Here is an 18,934-nt window from a genome sequence, read left to right on the forward strand (position 1 = left end):
TTATTTATTATATCATAAAGGGTGCTTTATTTTAGGCTAGTTGGTGCTTTCTTTTTGCACTGTTGTAATATGATAGAATCTCATTGCATATGCCAACCCCATACATTCTATCAAGTTTCAAATTATAGTCTTTGCCAAATGTTTCAAACAAGTGAGTTTCAACGCTTCTCTTTCCATCTAAGATAGCATAATAAGAATCCCTATCAAAGCTATTTAAATCTTCACTAGCTAAATGCAACATAAAATCATCAAAAACATCTTTTAGTGTAATGTTTTTATGCTTTTTAAAAAGCAGAGTAAATAAACTTTGCTTATGATATGCTCCATCCCATAAAGAAATCTCATAGAAAAATGCAACAGGTTTATACTCATCTTTATTTTGTATTGTTTGAGTGATTCCATTTAACAGACCACCTTTTAGGATTATTATATCTGCTATTTCCTCACTTGCTTTTTTAAACTCTCCATTTATAAGCTTTTCAACATCAACCAAACTACAAAAAGCTTCCCAGCCCTTTAAAATATACTCTTCACTTGTTAATTCATCAAAAATATTGCACTTTCCACTTTTTAGATTCTTCTTTTCTACAAAACTATCTATTACATTCAATGTTATGTCATTTAGTCTTGGAATCTCTAAAGCTTCATTAATTTCAGTCATAACACAGGTATTCATACTAAGCCTTTTTAATGATTTTTTGCATATTATTTTGATTATTTATAGAGCATAAAACAACAACATCGCCCTTTTTGGAGCTTTTTTTGTAATCATTTATCTTTGTATCCTTACTCTTTGGTGCTTCTACAACATCAAAAAAATTACAAAGTTTATATCCTTCATAAGTTAATTCCATAGCTCTCTCCTTAGAATCTAAAAATCTTACTTGCAATTATACAAGCAAACTTCATTCCATTTTATTATATTTATATTGTGATAAATCGACATTTTGTAAAAAAATATTATATATGGAGTAAATTATTTTAAGAATTTGTAGTAATTAACCAGCTATCTCAAGCTTTGGAGTATCTATATTGTTGTTATTTTGATTTTTTATATAGCTAGATATTTCATAAGAATTTTTACTATTTTGCTTTTTGTCTAAAGATTCATTTTCACTTTTATCTTCTTCTCTTCTTTTTATATCTTCTTTTAGTTTTTCTTGTGTTTCTTGTGCCATCTCCACTCTTGCTTGAGATTCCATTTGCATAGCACTTGCAGCTACTTTATAATCCTGCGGACTAGGGTCAGCAGGTGCCATAGCAGCAGCAACGACTTTTCTTGCATTTTGTATAGTTTCTTGCGGTGTATCACCTTTTTGCATAGCTATTGGCACTTCACCAGCAGTTGCATACATTCTTCCATCAGGCCCTCTAGTATAGCTATAACTAGCACCTCCAGTTACTACACCAGCACCAGCTGCTATATGGGCGTTTTCATGGGCTTTTACATTTCTATCTATCCTCTCTAATTCGCGGACATAATCTGCTTCATCAGGTTCTAGCTCTTTGCCATTTACCATTTCCGTATTTTCTTTTTTCTTATCTTGCTTATCTAATTCATAATTTTCTTGTTCTTCATCTTCTTTTTTACTTGTAGATTCTACTTCATAGCTTACTTTCTTTTCTTTTTGTGTAAAATCTTTAGCATAGGCATCAAACCAACTATAACCAGAAAAATTAGAACCTACTTGCATACTCACCTCTTTAAAGTTAATTAATACATTCTAACACAAATTCTCTAGCTTTTTGCAAAGCCTCATCAAGTTTGCTTATATCTTTTCCGCCTGCAGTAGCAAAGTCATCTCTTCCTCCGCCACCACCGCCCATAATACTTGCTACTTCTTTTACCCATGCTCCAGCTTTTACATTTGTATTCTTGCTACCTGCTGCAATTTTACCTTCATTATTAATTAACAAAATTACAACTTTTTCATACTTGTTTTTAGCATTATCAATTAATGGCTTTATATCATGCAAATCTGTTTTAGAGACTATCAAATTTACATTGTTTATAACCTCTGCTTTAAAGTCTGCATTAGTTGTGTTGCTATTATTTGATTTTAGACTTTTTATTAGCTCTTTTTGCTTTCTTATACCCATTAGCAAGTCTTGAGCTTTTAGCTCTTCTTTTGCTTGTTGTATTTCATTTATAGCATCTTTACCATATTTATATGCAGCACTGCCACATACTGCCTCAATCCTTCTAACACCACTGCTAACACCGCTTTCTTTTATAATATAGAAGCTTCCTATACTAGCAGTATTTTGCACATGGATTCCACCACATAGCTCTATTGAATCTCCAAAAGTAATCACTCTTACATTCTCGCCATACTTCTCGCCAAAAAGTGCCATGGCACCTTTTTGTTTTGCTTTTTCTATATTCATTATTTCGCATTCTTGATTACTTGCTTTTAGTATTCTTTCATTAACCAAGATTTCTATATTCTCTAGCTCATCACCGCTTAGCTGACTTTGATGAGTGAAGTCAAACCTCAATCTATTTGGCTCAACTAAACTTCCAGCTTGTGCTACATGCTCACCTAGCACATCTCTTAGGACCTTATGAAGCAAATGAGTTGCACTATGATGCTTTGCAATTTCTAGCCTATTATTATCAACCACTGCATGAACGATATCACCAACATGTATTGGAGCTTTAGATACAATAGTAGATATATTTAGCTCAAAATATTTTCTAGTATCTTTTATGATTGCTACTTGTTTATCGTTTACATACAAGCTTCCAATATCTCCAATAGGACCTCCTCCTTGAGGATAGAATGGAGTTTTATCAAGCATTACGTATCCATTTTCATTTAGCGTTGTTACTTCTTTGAAATTTTCATCAAGCAATGCAAGAATCTTAGAAGTAGATTCAGAGCTTTCATAGCCAACAAAAATATTTTTACTATATTTTGCTATTAATTCTTTAAACTCTCCGCTATTACTTATATCTCCACTTCCCTTCCAGCTCGCCTTTGCTTGCTCTTTTTGTTCTTGCATACATTTTTCAAATGTATCTAAATTAACTCCATATCCCTTTTCTCTTAGCATATCTTGGGTTAAATCAAGCGGGAATCCATAAGTATCATAAAGCTTAAAAGCAATCTCTCCGCTAAATAGTCTGTTTTGTGGCTCTTTTTCTAGCTTTTCTAGCTCTTTATTAAAGAGATTCATTCCATTTTCAATAGTCTCAAAGAATCTCTTCTCTTCGCCTATGCATTGATTCTTTATAAACTCTCTTTTTTCCCTTAGATAACTATAATGATCACCTAAAATATCACATACAACATCTATGATACGATATAAAAATGGCTCTCTAATACCAAGCAAATATCCATGCCTAACTGCTCTGCGTAAGATTCTACGCAAAACATATCCTCTGCCTTCTTTGTCAAAATTCACACCTTGTGCAAGCAAGAATGCAACAGACCTAGCATGATCAGCAATTACTCTATAACTTGCTCCACTCTCATAAATATATTTTTTCCCAACTATGTCTTCTACTTTTAAAATTAATGGCATAAATAAAGAAGAATCAAAATTGCTCTTTTTGCCTTCTAGTAGTGCCATTACACGCTCTAGTCCCATTCCAGTATCGATACTTGGCTTTGGAAGCTTTTTTAAATTCCCACTCTCATCTCTCTCATACTGCATAAACACGAGATTCCATATCTCTAAGAATCTATCTCCATCTCCACCAAAGTAATCTTCAGGTCCGCAAAACTCTTCACCTTGATCTACAAAAATTTCGCTACAAGGACCACAAGGACCAGTATCTCCCATTTGCCAAAAATTATCTTTATTCCCCATTCTTTTAATTCTGCTAGAATCTATATGCTTACACCAAATATTAAAAGCTTCATCATCATCTTCATGGATTGTTACATACAAGACTTCTTTAGAGAACCCAAGCACCTCTGTAACAAACTCCCATGCATAAGCAATTGCTTCTTCTTTGAAATAAGCACCAAAGCTAAAATTCCCAAGCATTTCAAAAAGCGTATGATGTCTTGCTGTATAGCCTACATTTTCTAAGTCATTATGCTTACCACCAGCACGAATACATAGTTGTGCACTTGTAGCGATATTTGGTTGCGGTATTGGAATCTTTCCTGTAAAAATATCTTTAAACTGAACCATACCCGCATTTGTAAATAGCAAAGTTGGGTCATCTGGCACCAAAGGCATAGAACTATAAACTTGATGACCTTTATTTTTAAAAAACTCCAAATACAGACTTCTTACATCTTGTTTCATGCAACACCTTCTTTAATAATTACTTTAGATTCTACTTTGTTTGGTTTAAAATATTGCTTACACCGCCATATTTATAATATGCAGCACATGCACCTTCAGAGCTAACCATACAGCTTCCAAGTGGATTTTGTGGATTACATGCTTTAGCAAACAATCTACAATCAAGTGGCTTTTTATTGCCCCTTAGAATCTCTCCACATATGCAACCTTTATGTTCATCTTTTGGGATTCCACCTAGATAATCTTTAAAGATAATTTCAGCATCATATTTTGCATATTCATCTTTTAATCTCAATGCAGAATGAGGAATCTCACCCAACCCACGCCAATAAAAACTATCCCTAAGAGTAAAATATTTATCCACTAATTCTTGTGCTTTTAAGTTGCCATCTTTACTTACAACTCTTGCATATTGTATGTTTATTTTAGATTCATTATTTATCTTTTGATTTACTATCGATAATATACTCTCTCCTATATCAAGTGGCTCAAACCCGCATACAACAATTGGTAAATGATACTTATCTAATAAAGATTCATATATTTTTGCTCCCGTTATCACACTTACATGTGATGGTGCTAGAAGTGCATTAATCTTGCAGTCTTTAGAATCCAAAATAACCTCTAGCGGTGGCGGCACTAAAACATGGTTTATATGAAAAAATACATTATCTAATTTTTCTTCTATTACTCTATTTAGAAGTGCTGCAGTCATTGGCGTAGTAGTCTCAAAGCCTATTGCAAAATATACGATTTTTTTATCTTTGTTTTCTTTTGCTATTTTTAATATATCAAGCGGAGAATATATAAATCTTACATCAAGCCCATTACTTCTAGCTACCTGCAGAGAACCAAAACTTCCCGGAACTTTAATCATATCTCCTAGCGTTAATAATATTACATCTTTTTGTGATGCTATTTTATATGCATGGTCTATTCTGCCTCTAGGCATCACGCACACAGGACAACCGGGCCCATGGATAAACTCTATATTTTCTGGTAATAACTGCAAAAGTGAATACTTCATAATAGTATGTGTATGACCTCCACACACTTCCATGATTTTTAAAGGATTTTTTAGTTTTTTGGATATTTGGTTAATGGCTAAAAAAACCTCTCTTATCTTTTCTCCATCTCTATAAATATCTATATAAGGATTCATGTATCTCTCCTATACTAATTCCAAAAATGATTTTCGTAAAACTTTTATAGAACCACCAAAATTTACTTTAACATTTTCTCCATTTACTTCTAAGATTCTGCCATATCCTAGAATCTTGTGCATAACGCAACTGCCTTTTTGAAATTCTTCATTTTTATCTACCATTATTTTATTGCCATCTTGCAAGTTGCTATCTTTTAAAAATATTGATGGTTTCATATTATCATTTCGCCCACCAAAATATAGCCTAGAACTTACATGACACAAATACAGCTTACTCTTTGCTCTAGTAAATGCTACATATGCTAATCTTCTTTCTTCTTCTAGCGATATATCTTCTTTATTTAGCGGGAAAAACCCATCTTCTAAACCTATTATAAAAACATAATCAAATTCTAAACCCTTGCTAGAATGCACACTCATGCAAGATACACTATTTTCGCTACTTATTTTCTCTGCATTTTCTTGTTCGCTTTGCAAAGCTAACTCATTTAATGCATCAAGCAATGAATCATTTGTGTTATTTTTATAATAATCCTTACATAATCCAAAAAATTCATTCACATTACTAACCCTATCTATATCATCATTTGAATTTTCTAAATCATCTAAAAAGCCAATTTTCTCTTCAAAACGATTTATAAATTCATCAAAACTATAATGCTCAAAATCATCTTGTAAAGTTTCTAGAATCTTAAATAAATTTTCAATTTCATTTTTTAATTTTGGAGCTAATGGAGGTAAATTATTAGTTTTAAATAGTTGATATATGCTAGATTTATTATCTTTTGCGTGTGTTTGTAGCTTTTGTATTGTTGTTTTTCCTATTTTTCTTTTAGGAGTATTTATGATTCTAAGTAAAGATGTGTCATCATTTAAATCAACTAGCACTCTAAAATAAGAAATAATATCTTTAATTTCTTTTCTTTCATAAAATGCTATCGTTCCAACAAGGACATATGGAATCTTTTCTTTATTAAATGCTTCTTCTAGCGACCTTGATAGTGCATTTAGTCGAAATAGAACTGCTATATTTTTTGGTTCTATACCATTTTGTATGAGTTTTGATATTGTTTTTGCTACTTTTTTTGCTTCTTCTTTTTCGTCTCTTAAATGCAAGACTTCAACCTCTTCTCCATCTCCAAGCGTGCTTTTTAAAGTCTTTCCAAGCCTTTTTTTGTTTTCACTTATTAGACAATTTGCAGCCTTTAGTATGTTGTTTGTAGAGCGATAATTATCTTCTAGCTTTATTTCTTTGGCTCTAAAATCTTTTGTAAAGTTTAAAATATTATCTATATTAGCACCCCTCCAACTATAAATACTTTGATCATCATCGCCAACAACGCATAAATTACTATGACTAATACATAATTGTTTTAATAGTTTGTATTGAATCTTATTTGTGTCTTGAAACTCATCTACCATTATGTATTGATAATGATTGCTTAGATTTACTGCTATTTCTTTGTGTCTTTGCATTATATCTAGTGGCAAAAGCAATAAATCATCAAAATCGACTACATTTCTATCGAGCAAAATCTCTTCATATTGCTTATAAATTTGAGCAACCTTTATACTCTCTTCTACAAATCTAGAATCTCCACTTAGAGAATCTGCATTTTTTAATGCCATCTCCACACTAATTTCAGAATTTTTGTAATTAGAAATGATAGAAGCTATTTTTTTAGGTGGTATTTCTATTCCTTTTGTTTCTTTATCCAGCTTTTTAAGCATAGACCTTACATCATCGCTATCAATTACATAAAAGCTATTTTTTCTACCTATATGATGTATATTAGATTTTAAAAACAAAAGCCCAAACTTGTGAAATGTGCATAAAAGTGGCGGAATCCCTACGCTATCTATCATGCTTATAGCCCTTATTTGCATCTCTAGTGCTGCTTTATTAGTGAAAGTTAGAGTAAGCGTATTTCTTGGGTCTATACCTATCTCATCAATCAAATAAGCCAAACGAGTTGTTATTGTCTTTGTTTTCCCGCTTCCAGCTCCAGCTAGAATCAGTAAGCTACCATCTATTGACTTTACAGCTTCAAGTTGATTTTGATTTAATGTATTTAAAATTTCAAGTTTCATTACTGCCCTTGCATTATTTGTGTGGATTCTAACATGTTTTTGTTTTCTTTAAGATATTTGTAATACAATGTATAAATAAAAAATAAAGAGAGACAACATGCTATACGATTTTACCAAACTCAATACCCTAATCGTAGTCGCTAATGAAAGCAATATATCCAAAGCTTCACATAAGCTAGGATTATCACAACCTGCAATTAGCTCCCAACTAAAATTTTTAGAAAAATACTTTAATTTTAAAATCATAGAAAGAAAAAGAAGTGGCATAAAACTAACACAAGATGGCGAAAAACTGCTAAAACTAGCATTAAAAAATAAAAAAATGTTAAATGATTATCAAAAAGATCAACTAGAGCTATTAAACTCAAAGACAACACTAAATATAGCAACTTCTCCATATATACATAAAAACACGATGCAAACATATAAAAATACCATAACAAAATACTACAACAATATAAATTTCTATATAAGCAAAGACCCAAAAAATGATTTAATAAATAAAAAGTGTGATATAGCAATCTTGGATAATCCAAGTAACAAAAAAACAATCAACACAAGACTATGGCTTTCAGAAAACTTCAAAATAGTGCTATCAAATAACATAAACATAAAAAGCAATAGTGCTTTAAGCAATGCACAATGGATTATTCCACACAAAACCTACATACATATACCAATTGATGATATATTTGTAAAATTGTCCTTAAATATTGAATCTCTAAAGACAACATACTACAATAACATCTTAAACATATCTAGCCTTATAAAAGAGAATAGCATAGCCATAATTCCAAATGAATTTACGCCAAAAATAAAGGGCAAGATAATATCTAGTAATACATTTGGGCAAAAGATTCATAGAGAGATATATATCGAATATTATAAACATCAAAAAAGCCCACTAATAGAGAATATAGTTAATTTTATTATTTTTAATTCTTGAATAATTTTTTAGCTATATATCTATTAAGCCCACTATTTGTTTTTAGATAAGTTTTTGTAGCTACTAGATTTATATCATGTTGTGCTACAAAGTTCCAAAAGTTACAATCATGTCCCCTAAACTCCAAATGTGTAAGCTCATGGATAATAATAGAATCTATTACATAATATGGCATTAAAGATAGCCTTAAACTAAAGCGTATTTTCTTACTTACTGTATAACAACTACCAAGAGTATTTAAGCTCTTACCATATACAACATCACTAGGATATAACCCCAATAATTTGCTAAACTTTGGCAATGATATGCTTATATATTCTTGCAACTTTAACCTATAAAATTCAACTATTTTTTTGTCATTATATAACCAAAGCCTATTCCACTCATCTAACACCTGTAATTCACTCTTAATCCATTCTCCAAACAAAAATATCTTATCTTTATGTATTGTATATTGCGTAGATTTGTGTGCCACAAGCCATTGCTTTGAATCTTCTAAAAATTTCATACACTCTTTTATACTAGAAGACTTTGGCGCACTAAGTAATATATCATCTAAGCCCCTATAGCTTAAACGAAAATTTTTATACCCTCTACCTCTTCTTAGTTTTATTCTAAAACCATGAAATTCCACATTATTCATAATATGATTCAAATCTACTGCTTGTTGGAGTCAGAATCTCTACTTCATATTGCACTTGATTATTTACTATTTTTTCTTTGAAATATCTCTTTGCACTTGGAATCTTGCTTGTGTAAAAATACTCCACACCAAAAGCAGTTGCATAATTAATCCAATCATATTCCAAATCAGCCTTTATAAGTTTTGATTGTTCTATTAGTTTAATATCAAGCTCACTAATTGAGTTTGCTATATACATATTTCTCCTATCTTTCTCCTGTGTGATTGATAGCAAACTTGGGTTGTAGTTTATCTGCGTAGAATAAATTCCACTAGGTTTAATATCATTATATGTAATTTGTGAAAGTATAATTGCACTGCTAGTAATTGGCGTATTTAAAAATACCTTAGAATTTGAAATTGCTCCTTTAAGATTCTTCATCTCCTTTGGAAAATTCGCAGAATCTTTTTGATTGAATACCTTCTCATAACTAATATTTTGATTATATTTTGCTACATATCCATGCAATGCAGAACCTATAAAACTAGAATCATAAAAACTAGTTGTTTTAATATTATTATTCAAACTCGATAGTGCTCTAATTTGTGCTTCATAATCAATCCCACCAAATATAAGATTCTTAGATACCTCCCCTTGTATTTGAGAGATATGCACACTTGGGATATATACTGGAATGTTAATATTTAGCTTATTTAAATTATTTGCTCCAACATGAGTAAAAATAGCTATTGCATGCTTGTATCCGCCTTGATGTATCTTGCCAATTACCCTTTGTATATCATCTATACTTTCTGTATTTGAATCAAATACTTCAAAATTAAAAGTTGCATTTTGATTTAGAAGATAGCTTAAGACCATATTTGTGGTATTGCTAGAATATCTACCTATTGTCTTTCTTGGAAAGACTAGTGCTATATTAAATGCTGATTTTTTGGCATTTTGCAACTCTAGTGGAGCTTGTTGAATCTGCAAGCTTCGCATTATCTCATTTAAACTTACATATAGCTCCTCATTGGCATTTTCTGCATTTAATTTCGCAACAAACGAAAATACCTTACCTTCTTTAAGGAGTTTCTTTAAACATGCACGAGAACATTGCTCTACATCTACATTTAATACTTCCACACTTGGAATGTTAATTGGAGAAACATATCTACCAGCTGGGAGCAATAAACTAGGCAACAACATAACAAAAACTAAACTTCTTAGTATCTTCATAAACTTCCTTTGATTGTTAAAAATTCCTTATGTGCTTGTATTTTTAATTTTGGTTGTCTTAGAAGTTGAGATATAGAAAATGTCGGAAATAAGTCATATCCATTCCATTTTAAGAATCTCCCTTGAGATTCTTCATATCTTAATCCCACATCACACAACAACCCATAAGCTTCACTTCCAAGACACACTATTTTTTGTGCATTAGAAAATTCTAATTGCTTTAAAAAATAATCCTTACAATTACTAAACCCTTCCTTGCTATAAGTCATATTCATCTCGCATTTTATAAGAGATGTTATTGATACTTCTTGTATTTCTAAATTCAGCACTTTTTTTATTATATTTAATAGCATGTCAGCCCCTTTTGATGTGAATCTATTTTCATTATCAAGTATTGGAAAAAGACTAACAAACATTAGCCTTGAGTTACTATTTATAATACCGACATGTGCTTTGCTATTTCTATGCTTACAAAGTGTGCATGAATTAATAGCTCCACATAAAGAACCCAAATTTTTAAAATCAAAACTCTTTTGCAATGATTGTAATATTTTTGGTTCTACATATTCAAACCCAAAATTTTGCAATAAATACATTTTTTTTAAAAGTAATGCCTTATGAAGTGTCTGCACAAAAGCCCTATTTTATTGATTTATCTGTTCTTAGATGAGCAAAAATTCTATAAGAATTAATATTTATTGTCAATATAACACTATAGGAATAATATTTGCTTGTAATTTATAGTAATAAGGATATAAAAACAAACAAGGAAGTAATACTATTTTAAGGATTTGGCATGTATTACACAAACAAAGATGGTGGCATATCATCGTATATTAGTGGCGTTAATTATTCTTATGAAACACAAAAAGCACTACAAAATAGAAGCGAAGAGAATAAAAGACTAAGCACAACTGCTAGTCAAGATGAAAGCTTTGAGAAGCAAAAGGCTATACAAGAAGCTATTCAGCAACTAAAGATGACAGGCTCTGTTTCTGCTGATATAGCACAAAAAGTAAATGTAGAAGAACTAAAAAAATCACTAGAAGAATCTATAAATACAAACAAAGAAAGCGATGCAGCTAAAATGCTATCTAACACAAGTGGAAGCAAAAAAAGCAACAAAGCAGAACAAACACCAGAAGGCTCACAAGAAGTCCTAAGTCAAACAGAAGTCTTAAAGCAAGAAGCATATAAAAAACTAGCTGACCTAACATATCAAAATGCACCAGAAAAAGACATAGAAGATACAAGACTTCAAATAAGAAAACTAGAAGCAAAAGAAAAAGCAGAAAATGAAGATGAGCTTATAAGCATGAGTGATAAGAAAGATTCATTTTTTGAAAAAGAAATAATAAAATCTCCAAGCAATGCACCAGAAAATATAAGTGATGAGATAAAAAATGGCTACAATCCACTAGAATCTAATGGAACTGCTAAGCCTAATTCTGTATCATTTATAGATGAAGTAAGTGGCAAAAATATAAGCGTCCCTCTAACAGAAGAAAATGCAAAAGCAATAAAAGAAAAATTCGGAAGCCTAGATTCAAAAGAAGCACAAGATTTTGTTAAGTCTTGGTATTATGATGCGGCATATAGCATGGGATATTTAGAGCAAGATAAAGATGGTGATGGCAAACTAAGCTTAGATGAAGGAATCCATATAAATAGCCTTGTATCACTAAAAGATTCCAAATATTATTCTGTTGCAGATAGAATCCCAGGCGGAATAGAAGCTCAAAAGCAATTCTTAGAAAAAGTTGGATTCTTTGACAACATAGGAGACTTTATAAACCATTCAATATCTCAAGATAAAGATCTAAATGGAACACTAAATTTAAAAGAGATGATGGGAGATAAAGAGGAACTAATGCTATTTAAAACATCTGGTGCAGAGGGCAACACACTAGATATATATGTGCTAAAGCATTATAAGGTAGATATAGAAAATAGTATAGATGATATCCTTATAAATCTAGGTAACAATAAAGAACAAAATACAAATCAAGACCAATCTACATCTAGCAAAGATGAAAAAATAGAAGTAACAACAAGTGATGATTATAATGACTGGATAAAAGATTTAAAAAAATTAGTCAATGAAAATTATCTAAACAATTTAAATACACAAGATAAAGAAAACTTACTAAAAAGTGAGACAATTTTGCAAAACTTACTAAAGGATAAAATTAGTGCATAGATTCTATGCACTAAGGAGAAATTTATGGAAGATTTAAAATCATTAGCTATTGAAGTTGTGTTTTTCTTAGTAATAATTATCGCATTTCTAATCTATAAAAGAAAACTCAAATAACTAAACAATCCTATGTGATACAAACTTTGACATATTATTTAATATCTCACCACCTTTTCTAAAGCCCAAAGCACAAGCCTCATATGCATAAAAAACATTTGCTTGATAGAAGCTACCATTATGTGAGTTTAATTCTGCAAACTCTTGATAAAGCTCTGGGTAATTTTCATAATTTCCAGCACTTCTAGTTAGTATCTCTCCACCGTTAGATAGAATTGATACACTCTCGCCCTCTCTGCCAAAAGCATGTTTTTTGACTTGCTTTTTATTAAGCATTTCATATGAGCTCTCAAGCAATAATGGGTGATTCGGAAATAAATCCCATAGAATCTTCATCATTCTTTTACTTTGAAACATAAGTGTATATGCTGGATTTAAAAAGATAGTATTTTTATTTCTAATCATTGTAGTAATAAGCATTGCCAAATCTGGCTCATCTACTGCGATACTCTCCCATGGTATTAGCTTAAACCAAAACTCGTAATTATCTCCATTGAAACTAAGTCCATTATGCTCATCTAGCTGTGCTTCATGTGCATAACAAAATGAAGTATTAAATCCAGCTTCCCTTGCAATTACTTCTAGTAATTTCACGCTTCTTTCTTCTTCTATGCTACCTTGTATGCTAGAAAACAGAATCTTCCAACCTTCATAAACAAAATCAAAGTTTGAAATATCATCACCAAGAGTGATAATTCTCTTAAAGTTATCACTTAAAGATTCATATAAACTATTAAACTGCATAGATTCATCAAAGCCATTTTTCTTCAAAAGTGCCCATTGGATTATCGCACTCTCATATAGCATAGTAGGAGTATCTGCATTAAACTCCAATAACTTAATTGGCTTCCCATCTAGCCCACCTGCAAAATCAAATCTACCATAAAGATGCCAATGCACCTCCTCTTCCCAACTCATTTTTATAGCTTCGACTAAATTAAACGGAATCCCTAGTTCAAAAAATAAATCATTGTCAATTACATATTGCCCTGCTTCCACATACATATCATAGAGTTCATTTGCAGCATCATAATATCTTTGTGCTTCATCTTCTGTAACCTCTATTATTTCATTGCTAATATATGGAGTATCATCGATGTCTGTATGCCATTCTAATCCTAGATTCTCTAAATCCTCATTACTTAAAGCTTCAACTTCTGTAATCTTCATACTTACCCACCATATGTATTTGAATTATTTTGTCTATTTTGAGTATTTGTAGTATTTGGCGTATTATTATTTGGGGAATAAAACCCACTTCTACCGGCATTTGTTGCATTATTTCTATTAAATGAATTTTGAGATCTCTCATAAGCTTGAGGAGTTTTATAGCTCGTTCTTTGCTGTGATTGATAGTTTTGATTATTAAACAACTTACTACCAATCCAACTTCCAAGTATAGCACCAGCAGCACTTGCTAATATCGTCTCCCCCAAAGATAACCCAGCACCTGTTGGGTTTGTAAGCTGTGAAGTACCTGAATCTATCTTTTTAGATTCTTCTTGTATTATCTTATCTATCTCCTCTTGCGTCAAGATTCTCTCATTGCCGTTTTGCTCCCTAAGAATCACTCTAGTACTAGAACTTGGTGTTTCTTCTAGTATTTTATAGCTTCCGTCTGCTTGTTCTTCTATTGTTACTATAGCTCCATTTTTTGTGGCTTGTTCTAATCCACTAGAAGAAGAATTTTGATTCTCTCCACCATTACAACCAACAATAGCCAAAACAGCCACTAATCCTAGACCGGTTTTGCTAAATATTCCAGCTATCCTAGAATCTCCTATTTTATTTAAGAATTTTTTATTTATCATAATATTCCCTAACCTGCGATGTGTCATAAAAACCTAATTTTATACTTTAAAGACTTAAAAAATTAATAAGTTTATTTTTAAGAAACATTGTTAAAATTACTTTCATTATTACTTTAGATTGCTTTAAAATATAACACATAAACAAGGCTAAGTGCATGATAGAAAAGATTATATTATTTGGTATTTTTATATTATCATTTGGATATTTTACTTACAAATTATTCCCTAAAAAAAATAATGGTTGTGGTTGTGAAGATTGTAACTGCACAAAAGAAAAATAAAATACTCATCCCTGGTATTGCAAGATTATAATGTTACTTTAAGCTATTAAAAGATAAAATAATCCTTTAATTTTGCTTAAAATGACGCAAGATTTATTCTATTTATTCAAGGAAGTTACAAATGAAATTCACAAAACTTAGTTTAGCTACCTGTGTTGCAGTAGCAGGTCTTTCATCAGTTAGTTTGGCGCAGCCACTAGAAGAAGCAATCAAAGGTGTTGAGGTTAATGGTTTCTTAAGATACAGATATAATGATACTAGAATAGACAATGAAGGCTTTGTCAAAGATGGTAAAAGAACAGATAATCAAGGTAACCCTGTGGCAGATAGTAAAGGCGGTGCTGGACACAACTGGAGAGCAGAAGCTACATTTAAAACTCCTGTTGTAAATAATGTTGCAATGACATTAGGTATCGGATACCACAATGTAGATCAAAATGTAAATCATGGTAAAGGCGTAAGTGCTGTTAATGCTAATGGTGCAACTGTTAATACTCCTTTCTTGGGAACAGGTCTTGGTGCTGGTAAAGATTCTAACTTTGGTGTAACAGAATTCTATGCTACTATCAGTCCAGATACAACAGCTACTACAATTCAAGCTGGTAAAATGAGATTGGCTACTCCTTTAAACGATTCGCTAGATGACAGAGGAACAGGTATATTAGCAATGAACTCTGACTTACCAAACTGGACTTTTGTTGCTGGTGCATTTGATTCTTGGAGCACAGATGATCAATTTGCTGGTTATGCTGGTGATTATACAAGTGTAGTTAAGCCACTATATACTATCGCTGCTCTAGCTAATTATGAAACAGGAATTGGTAATATCAATGCTGAAGCTTGGTTGTTTAGTGCTGATGATTTAATTGATAGTGCTGTATTTGCACAACTTGGTTGGGATAGCAGTCTAGCACATCTTAAGGGACAATATATACTGGCTAACCTAAACAATGATTTAGATAAGCCTTTTGCAGCGCTTCATGGCGGTAAAGTTCAAGATTCGGCTGATTTATACATTATTGAAGGTGGTGTAAAATTCCACGATTACCAAGTTCCACTAGCTGTTAAAGTTGGTTACTGGGGTAACTCAAAAGATTCTTATTCTGTATCACTTGACAATGGAGATGGTGGATACCTAAGCTATGCTGGTGAGCTATGGTTTGACAATCCTGCTACAGGAATAAATATCTCTGTTCTTCCAACATACACTGGTATTACAATGCCTCTAGAAAATGAAAGCAACGAACTTAGCATATTCTACGGAAATGTTAGCTATGATATTTTGGATAACCTAACTGTAGGTATCGACTATGTAAAGGGAACAAACACTCTTACAAGGGGTATTGATGCTGCTAGATATTCTGGCGATATTGATTTCCAAGAAATCACTCCAAAAATCACATGGCAATACTCTAAGGCTCTAAAAATTTCAACTTACTACGCTATGCTACAAACTGATGCTGATAAGCAAGTTATCTTAGGTAACCCTGATGTAAGCACTTGGAATGATGCTGTAAATACAGATTCTGAAGATAAAAACAGATTTAGGGTAGAAGTTAGATATAACTTCTAATTTATACTCATAGGAATCTCCTATGAGTCTTCATCTATGTCTCTCAAAATATACTTAAAAATACAAAAATTTTTAACCTTTTAAAAGCTTTTTTTTATTTTTATTTTGATACCTTATACGGCGTTTATAAGCCATCATTTATAAGGAGAAATAATGCGAAGCAAATGGGTAGAAGCCCGCAAAAACGATAAAGTAAAAACGCAACTCTATTATGCAAAACAAGGTATCATCACAGAAGAAATGCAATATGTAGCAAACATAGAACATTTAGATTCTGAGCTAATTAGAAAAGAAGTGGCAAAAGGTCGCTTGATATTGCCATCAAATATCTATCACACAAATTTAGAACCAATGGGAATTGGGATTGCTGTTAGAACAAAAATTAATTCTAATATCGGTAGCTCTGCTCTTGCAAGCTCTATTGATGAAGAGGTACAAAAAACTCTAGTATCCATTAAATATGGTGCAGATACTATTATGGATTTAAGCACAGGTGGTGATTTAGATAGTATAAGAGAAGCTGTTATTAAAAACTCTAGCGTCCCTATTGGCACAGTACCTATCTATCAGATTTTACATGATGTAAAAAATGATATAAACGCACTCACCATAGATAAAATGCTTGAAGTCTTAGAACGACAAGCAAAACAAGGTGTTAGCTACTTTACAATCCATTGTGGATTCCTGCTAGAACATATGCCTTCTTTGGCAAAAAGAAAAATGGGAATTGTAAGTCGTGGCGGAAGCCTTATGGCTTCTTGGATGATGCACTATCATAAACAGAATCCTTTTTATGAAGCTTTTGATGATATTTTAGAGATTTGCAGAAAATATGATGTATCTTTAAGTCTTGGAGATTCTTTGCGTCCGGGTTGCTTAGCAGATTCTAGTGATGAGGCTCAACTTGGAGAGTTAAAAATCTTAGGAGAGCTAACCTTAAGGGCATGGGAAAAAGATGTGCAAGTAATGATAGAAGGTCCGGGACATGTGCCTATGAATGAAATCGAACGCAATGTAGAACTACAAAAAGAGCTTTGCCATGAAGCACCTTTTTATGTTTTGGGACCACTTGTAACTGATATTGCCGCAGGATATGATCATATAGCTTCAGCCATTGGTGCTAGTATTGCAGCTTGGAAGGGTGTAGCAATGCTTTGTTATGTTACCCCAAAAGAACACTTAGGATTACCAAACGCCAAAGATGTGCGAGAGGGAATCATAGCCTACAAAATAGCAGCACATGCTGCTGATATTGCAAGAGGCAGAATCAATGCTAGGGTCAGAGATGATGCTATGAGTAATGCAAGATATAATTTTGATTGGAATAGACAATTTGAACTAGCACTAGATCCAGAGAGAGCTAGAGAATACCACGATGAGAGTCTGCCTCAAGAAGTATTTAAAGATGCGAAATTTTGTTCAATGTGCGGACCAAAATTTTGTAGCTATAAAATATCACAAGAAATAATAGAACAACATAGTTAAGGAGTATTAATGAATCAAGAACAATTATTAAATTTATTAAAAGAGGTAATTTACCCAAATTTTGAAAAAGATATTGTAACTTTTGGATTTGTAAAAGAAATGCTAGTGCATGAAAATGCAGTATCTTTAAGACTTGAGATTCCATCAGCTTCAAATGATGTGGCAAACTCACTAAGAGAGAATATAACACAAAAGCTAGAGAACGCTGGAGTTAGCAAGATAAATATAGACATTAAACAACCAACCCCACAACAACCAAAGCAACCAACAACTAAAAATCTAGCCCCACAAATCAAAAATTTCGTAATGGTAAGCAGTGGTAAAGGTGGCGTAGGAAAATCTACAACAAGCGTGAATCTAGCAATAGCACTTGCCATGCAAGGTAAAAAGGTAGCACTGCTAGATGCAGATATTTATGGTCCAAATGTGCCTAGAATGCTTGGATTAGAAAAAGATAAGCCAGAAGTAGATCAAAAACTAAAAAAACTTATCCCACTTCAAGCATATGGGGTAGAGATGATTTCTATGGGTGTGCTTTATGATGAGGGGCAGAGTCTTATTTGGCGTGGTCCTATGATTATTCGAGCGATTGAACAAATGCTAAGCGATGTAATTTGGGGCGAGCTTGATGTTATGATTATTGATATGCCTCCGGGAACTGGTGATGCACAGCTAACTTTAGCACAAAGTGTGCCTGTAACTGCAGGAATTGCGGTATCAACTCCGCAAAAAGTAGCCTTAGATGATGGCGCAAGAGCATTAGATATGTTTAAAAAACTTAAAATCCCACTAGCAGGTATCATTGAAAACATGAGTGGCTTTATTTGCCCGGGCTGTGGAGAAGAATATGATATTTTTGGCAAAGGCACAACAGAAGTAGTAGCTAGAGAATATGGCACACAAACTCTAGCACAAATCCCGATTGAACCAAGCGTTAGAGAAGGTGGAGATAGTGGAAAACCAATTGTTTATTTCAACCCAGAATCTAAATCGGCAAAAGAATATCTAAAAGCTGCAAAAAGCTTGTGGGAATTCATAGAAGAAGTAAATGCTAAAAATCTAGCTGATAATAAAGAGATTCAACCAATCAACACTGGAAAGTCAGCTTGTTCATCATAAAACACAAATAGCTCCTCCAAAGTG

At 32.3% G+C, this 18,934-nt stretch carries 17 protein-coding genes; 6 read left to right on the plus strand and 11 right to left on the minus strand.

The features are described 5' to 3' along the window. Positions 1–31: 31 nt before the first annotated feature. The 6 genes from PF022_RS07610 to PF022_RS07635 form a co-directional block, all read right to left on the minus strand. Positions 32–676, minus strand: a complete 645-nt coding sequence (locus PF022_RS07610) for a hypothetical protein (RefSeq protein ID WP_271021025.1) — start codon at positions 674–676, stop codon at positions 32–34. A gap of 1 nt (position 677) precedes the next feature. After that, positions 678–854, minus strand: a complete 177-nt coding sequence (locus tag PF022_RS07615; RefSeq protein WP_271021026.1) for a hypothetical protein — start codon at positions 852–854, stop codon at positions 678–680. Between the two features lie 144 nt (positions 855–998). Further along, positions 999–1,694: a putative metalloprotease CJM1_0395 family protein gene (locus tag PF022_RS07620; protein ID WP_271021027.1), complete on the minus strand. Its 696-nt coding sequence runs from the start codon at positions 1,692–1,694 to the stop codon at positions 999–1,001. Positions 1,695–1,710: 16 nt separating this feature from the next. Continuing rightward, the gene (alaS, locus tag PF022_RS07625; protein ID WP_271021028.1) at positions 1,711–4,263 is read right to left on the minus strand and encodes an alanine--tRNA ligase; all 2,553 of its coding nucleotides are present in this window, start codon (positions 4,261–4,263) and stop codon (positions 1,711–1,713) included. A 31-nt stretch (positions 4,264–4,294) separates the two neighbouring features. Further along, positions 4,295–5,425 carry a hydrogenase formation protein HypD gene (gene hypD / locus PF022_RS07630; protein WP_271021029.1) on the minus strand — a complete coding sequence of 377 codons (1,131 nt, stop codon included), beginning with the start codon at positions 5,423–5,425 and terminating at the stop codon, positions 4,295–4,297. Between the two features lie 9 nt (positions 5,426–5,434). Beyond that, positions 5,435–7,519, minus strand: coding sequence for an ATP-dependent helicase (locus tag PF022_RS07635; RefSeq protein WP_271023405.1), 2,085 nt, complete (start codon positions 7,517–7,519; stop codon positions 5,435–5,437). 97 nt (positions 7,520–7,616) lie between these two features. Here PF022_RS07635 and PF022_RS07640 point away from each other — a divergent pair, with 97 nt between their 5' ends. Then, positions 7,617–8,465 (plus strand): LysR family transcriptional regulator, encoded by an 849-nt coding sequence (locus tag PF022_RS07640; RefSeq protein ID WP_271021031.1) that lies wholly within the window; start codon positions 7,617–7,619, stop codon positions 8,463–8,465. Here the strand turns inward: PF022_RS07640 and PF022_RS07645 are convergent. Genes PF022_RS07645 through PF022_RS07655 form a run of 3 tightly spaced genes read right to left on the minus strand, consistent with a single transcriptional unit; the run spans position 8,455 to position 10,959 of the window. Then, positions 8,455–9,120, minus strand: coding sequence for a YgjP-like metallopeptidase domain-containing protein (locus PF022_RS07645; protein WP_271021032.1), 666 nt, complete (start codon positions 9,118–9,120; stop codon positions 8,455–8,457). The two genes, PF022_RS07640 and PF022_RS07645, sit on opposite strands and share 11 nt — an antisense overlap. Then, the gene (locus PF022_RS07650) at positions 9,101–10,327 is read right to left on the minus strand and encodes a hypothetical protein (RefSeq protein ID WP_271023406.1); all 1,227 of its coding nucleotides are present in this window, start codon (positions 10,325–10,327) and stop codon (positions 9,101–9,103) included. The genes PF022_RS07645 and PF022_RS07650 overlap by 20 nt, the downstream gene beginning before the upstream one ends. Further along, the gene (locus PF022_RS07655) at positions 10,324–10,959 is read right to left on the minus strand and encodes a uracil-DNA glycosylase family protein (protein ID WP_271021034.1); all 636 of its coding nucleotides are present in this window, start codon (positions 10,957–10,959) and stop codon (positions 10,324–10,326) included. The genes PF022_RS07650 and PF022_RS07655 overlap by 4 nt, the downstream gene beginning before the upstream one ends. Before the next feature lie 164 nt (positions 10,960–11,123). Between PF022_RS07655 and PF022_RS07660 the strand changes: the two genes are divergently transcribed. Next, the gene (locus PF022_RS07660) at positions 11,124–12,527 is read left to right on the plus strand and encodes a hypothetical protein (protein ID WP_271023408.1); all 1,404 of its coding nucleotides are present in this window, start codon (positions 11,124–11,126) and stop codon (positions 12,525–12,527) included. A 114-nt stretch (positions 12,528–12,641) separates the two neighbouring features. Here the strand turns inward: PF022_RS07660 and PF022_RS07665 are convergent, their stop codons facing one another. Both PF022_RS07665 and PF022_RS07670 read right to left on the minus strand, forming a co-directional pair. After that, positions 12,642–13,811 (minus strand): glutathionylspermidine synthase family protein, encoded by a 1,170-nt coding sequence (locus PF022_RS07665; RefSeq protein ID WP_271023409.1) that lies wholly within the window; start codon positions 13,809–13,811, stop codon positions 12,642–12,644. Between the two features lie 2 nt (positions 13,812–13,813). Then, positions 13,814–14,452, minus strand: a complete 639-nt coding sequence (locus PF022_RS07670; RefSeq protein ID WP_271021037.1) for a UPF0323 family lipoprotein — start codon at positions 14,450–14,452, stop codon at positions 13,814–13,816. 155 nt (positions 14,453–14,607) lie between these two features. On the opposite strand from PF022_RS07670, the gene PF022_RS07675 reads away from it, so the two are divergent. From PF022_RS07675 to PF022_RS07690, 4 genes are all read left to right on the plus strand, one after another. After that, a complete protein-coding gene (locus PF022_RS07675) occupies positions 14,608–14,733 on the plus strand; it encodes a FeoB-associated Cys-rich membrane protein (protein WP_271023410.1) in 126 nt (41 codons plus the stop codon). A 121-nt stretch (positions 14,734–14,854) separates the two neighbouring features. Next, positions 14,855–16,306 carry a major outer membrane protein gene (locus PF022_RS07680; RefSeq protein ID WP_271023411.1) on the plus strand — a complete coding sequence of 484 codons (1,452 nt, stop codon included), beginning with the start codon at positions 14,855–14,857 and terminating at the stop codon, positions 16,304–16,306. Positions 16,307–16,459: 153 nt separating this feature from the next. Then, positions 16,460–17,791 carry a phosphomethylpyrimidine synthase ThiC gene (thiC, locus tag PF022_RS07685; RefSeq protein WP_271023412.1) on the plus strand — a complete coding sequence of 444 codons (1,332 nt, stop codon included), beginning with the start codon at positions 16,460–16,462 and terminating at the stop codon, positions 17,789–17,791. A 9-nt stretch (positions 17,792–17,800) separates the two neighbouring features. Further along, complete coding sequence (locus tag PF022_RS07690; protein ID WP_271021041.1) at positions 17,801–18,910, plus strand: Mrp/NBP35 family ATP-binding protein; 1,110 nt, start codon at positions 17,801–17,803, stop codon at positions 18,908–18,910. Positions 18,911–18,934 lie beyond the last annotated feature (24 nt).

This window comes from Helicobacter sp. WB40 (assembly GCF_027859275.1).
In the GTDB taxonomy this organism is placed as follows: domain Bacteria; phylum Campylobacterota; class Campylobacteria; order Campylobacterales; family Helicobacteraceae; genus Helicobacter_D; species Helicobacter_D ibis.

Coding starts and splice junctions, on each gene's coding strand:
- PF022_RS07680 (WP_271023411.1), top strand. CDS start 14,855: ATGAAATTCACAAAACTTAGTTTAGCTACCTGTGTTGCAGTAGCAGGT.
- PF022_RS07635 (WP_271023405.1), bottom strand. CDS start 7,519: ATGAAACTTGAAATTTTAAATACATTAAATCAAAATCAACTTGAAGCT.
- PF022_RS07620 (WP_271021027.1), bottom strand. CDS start 1,694: ATGCAAGTAGGTTCTAATTTTTCTGGTTATAGTTGGTTTGATGCCTAT.
- PF022_RS07670 (WP_271021037.1), bottom strand. CDS start 14,452: ATGATAAATAAAAAATTCTTAAATAAAATAGGAGATTCTAGGATAGCT.
- PF022_RS07650 (WP_271023406.1), bottom strand. CDS start 10,327: ATGAAGATACTAAGAAGTTTAGTTTTTGTTATGTTGTTGCCTAGTTTA.
- PF022_RS07640 (WP_271021031.1), top strand. CDS start 7,617: ATGCTATACGATTTTACCAAACTCAATACCCTAATCGTAGTCGCTAAT.
- PF022_RS07615 (WP_271021026.1), bottom strand. CDS start 854: ATGGAATTAACTTATGAAGGATATAAACTTTGTAATTTTTTTGATGTT.
- hypD (WP_271021029.1), bottom strand. CDS start 5,425: ATGAATCCTTATATAGATATTTATAGAGATGGAGAAAAGATAAGAGAG.
- thiC (WP_271023412.1), top strand. CDS start 16,460: ATGCGAAGCAAATGGGTAGAAGCCCGCAAAAACGATAAAGTAAAAACG.
- PF022_RS07610 (WP_271021025.1), bottom strand. CDS start 676: ATGAATACCTGTGTTATGACTGAAATTAATGAAGCTTTAGAGATTCCA.
- PF022_RS07660 (WP_271023408.1), top strand. CDS start 11,124: ATGTATTACACAAACAAAGATGGTGGCATATCATCGTATATTAGTGGC.
- PF022_RS07665 (WP_271023409.1), bottom strand. CDS start 13,811: ATGAAGATTACAGAAGTTGAAGCTTTAAGTAATGAGGATTTAGAGAAT.
- alaS (WP_271021028.1), bottom strand. CDS start 4,263: ATGAAACAAGATGTAAGAAGTCTGTATTTGGAGTTTTTTAAAAATAAA.
- PF022_RS07690 (WP_271021041.1), top strand. CDS start 17,801: ATGAATCAAGAACAATTATTAAATTTATTAAAAGAGGTAATTTACCCA.
- PF022_RS07675 (WP_271023410.1), top strand. CDS start 14,608: ATGATAGAAAAGATTATATTATTTGGTATTTTTATATTATCATTTGGA.